The following is a 643-nucleotide window of genomic DNA, read 5'->3' on the forward strand; positions in this document are numbered from 1 at the left end:
GCCGCCGCGGGCGTCCGACCGGCGCGGCAGCGGCGCGCGCGACGCCGGATCCGGCTCCACGCGCACCTCGGTGCTCGCCTCGGCCACCGCGAGCTCCGCGAGCCGCCGCAGCAGCTCGGCGGGGTCCACCGGCGCCGGGACGTCAGGGGTGATGGCGGCGCGAGGCTGCGCCGCGGCCGGACGCGCCGCGATCGAGGGCTCCTCGGTCGGGGCCGCCGGCGCTCCCGCCCAGAACTGCTGCGCCTTGAGGGGATCCGCGCCGGGGCGCGACGAATACACCCCGGGGAGGTCCGCCTCGGCGAGGCGCCGCCCTCCCGCGGAGCGCCCCCCAGCTGCGTCCGCGATTGACACCATTGCAGGCTATATCAGGGTGATACCTGGGACAAGGCCGCGTACCAAACGTACGGTTCGCACCGTCAGCGCGACCGGCGGCGGCCGCCGGAGCCGCCACGCGCGGAGAACGCCGCTGCGCCGCCGGAGGTCGACCCGCTCGCGCGACCGGCCGAGCCGCCCCGCGGCTGCGAACCGCCCTGGGAGCCGGCCTGGGACCCGCCCTGCGACGCGCCCGACCGACCCTGCGAACGTCCGCCCGACTTCTGCGAGCCGCCGGTCGCCGAGCCGCCCTGCGCGCCCGCGACGGTGC

The 643-nt window shown here is 78.8% G+C and carries 1 protein-coding gene and 1 pseudogene; both read right to left on the reverse strand.

The features are described 5' to 3' along the window. Positions 1-351: pseudogene (locus TR42_RS13940) on the reverse strand (hypothetical protein); the annotation flags it as partial. Positions 352-416: 65 nt separating this feature from the next. Then, positions 417-643, reverse strand: a 227-nt coding sequence (locus TR42_RS15370; RefSeq protein ID WP_042216995.1) for a hypothetical protein, incomplete at its 5' end; no start/stop codon positions are given.

Source organism: Demequina mangrovi, assembly GCF_000759715.1.
Classification (GTDB): Bacteria; Actinomycetota; Actinomycetes; order Actinomycetales; family Demequinaceae; genus Demequina; species Demequina mangrovi.